Source organism: Mesorhizobium sp. M7A.F.Ca.CA.002.09.1.1 (genome assembly GCF_003998555.1).
GTDB lineage: Bacteria > Pseudomonadota > Alphaproteobacteria > Rhizobiales > Rhizobiaceae > Mesorhizobium > Mesorhizobium ciceri.
Genome location: NZ_RZRR01001195.1, coordinates 1 through 1358, shown reverse-complemented (window position 1 = coordinate 1358; position 1358 = coordinate 1). Strand labels below are relative to the sequence as shown.

Here is a 1358-nt window from a genome sequence, read left to right as displayed (position 1 = left end):
GTGGACAGGTTCCTCGAGCGGCATCAGGACTGGCTGGAGCAGCGACTGGCCAAGGTGCCGACGCGGCCGCAGGTGCGGCCCGGCATCAGGATCCCGGTGCGCGGCGTGCCGCACCGCATCGTCCATGAACCGTCAAAGCGCGGCACCGTCACCGTGTCGCGCGACGAACGTGGTCCGCTCTTGATCGTGCATGGCGACCGCATACATCTGCCGCGCCGCCTCGCCGATTTCCTCAAGCGCGAGGCCAAGAAGGAAATCGAGAAGCTGGTGGCCAAGCACACCGAGGCGCTTGGCAAGCGCGCCAAGGCGATCCGCTTCAAGGACACGTCAAGCCGCTGGGGGTCATGCACCTCCGAAGGCAATCTGTCCTTTTCCTGGCGCATCATGATGGCGCCGTCGCCGGTCATCAACTATCTCGTCGCGCATGAAGTGGCGCATCTCAAGGAGATGAACCACGGCCCGAAATTCTGGAAACTGTGCGAAAAGCTCTGCCCCGACACCGATCGCTGCAAGGACTGGCTGAAGCGCAATGGCGGTGCGCTGCAAGCGATCATGTTCGAGTAGATCGCTCAATCGTCGTTGGCGGCGTTCAAGTCTTCGGGCCGCAACCCCTCATCGCCATGATGCGGCCACGGCAGGAAATTGCCGTCGAACTCATCGCCGCCGAAATAGTCGAGCGCGCGGTGCGCCTCGGCGCCATTGAAGGCGGCCTTGTCGATCAGGTGCGCGATGACCTCGCGCGCCTGCGCAATCTTCTGCCTGAGTTCGGCTACGGTTCTGTCGGCCATGATCGTGCTCCCGCCTTGCGTCCTGTCCATCCATAGGTAGCGCCTTTGGCCGTGCCGGCAAACAGCATGCTTTTTCTCGACTCTTATCGCTTTTCATGCCAATTCCCGCGCCATGGCACTCGACATCAAAATCTGCGGCTTGAAGACCGACGCGGCAATGGCCGCGGCGCTGGCCGGCGGCGCCAGCCATGTCGGGTTTATCTTCTTCGCCAAAAGCCCGCGCTATGTCGAACCTGCCGAGGCTGGCCGTCTGCGCGAGGCCGCGCGCGGCAAGGCGATGGCGGTTGCCGTCACCGTCGATGCCGGCGACGCCTTCCTGGATGAAATCGTTGCCAAAATGCAGCCCGACATGCTGCAGCTGCACGGCGCGGAAACGCCCGAGCGCGTCGCCGAGGTCAAAGCCCGCTATGGCCTGCCGGTGATGAAGGCGCTGCCGCTCAGCGAGGCCGCCGATCTCGAACGAATGAAGCCATTCATCGGCATAGCCGACCGGTTCCTGTTCGACGCCAAGCCGCCGAAAGGCTCCGAACTGCCGGGCGGCAATGGTGTTGCCTTCGACTGGCGCATTCT

Annotated in this window: 3 protein-coding genes; 2 read left to right on the top strand and 1 reads right to left on the bottom strand. The window is 63.5% G+C overall.

Annotation, left to right across the window (positions count from 1 at the left end; translation table 11 throughout):
- A partial coding sequence (locus tag EN994_RS31715) for a SprT family zinc-dependent metalloprotease (RefSeq protein ID WP_164746426.1) occupies positions 1 to 564 on the top strand: 564 nt, incomplete at its 5' end.
- Between the two features lie 5 nt (positions 565 to 569).
- Here EN994_RS31715 and EN994_RS31710 read toward each other — a convergent pair.
- Positions 570 to 788 carry a hypothetical protein gene (locus EN994_RS31710; protein ID WP_013528317.1) on the bottom strand — a complete coding sequence of 73 codons (219 nt, stop codon included), beginning with the start codon at positions 786 to 788 and terminating at the stop codon, positions 570 to 572.
- A 112-nt stretch (positions 789 to 900) separates the two neighbouring features.
- Between EN994_RS31710 and EN994_RS31705 the strand changes: the two genes are divergently transcribed.
- Positions 901 to 1358, top strand: a 458-nt coding sequence (locus EN994_RS31705) for a phosphoribosylanthranilate isomerase (RefSeq protein WP_127308166.1), incomplete at its 3' end; no start/stop codon positions are given.

Bases quoted from the DNA above. Each gene is read 5' to 3' on its own strand.
- EN994_RS31710 (WP_013528317.1), bottom strand. From the start codon at position 788: ATGGCCGACAGAACCGTAGCCGAACTCAGGCAGAAGATTGCGCAGGCG.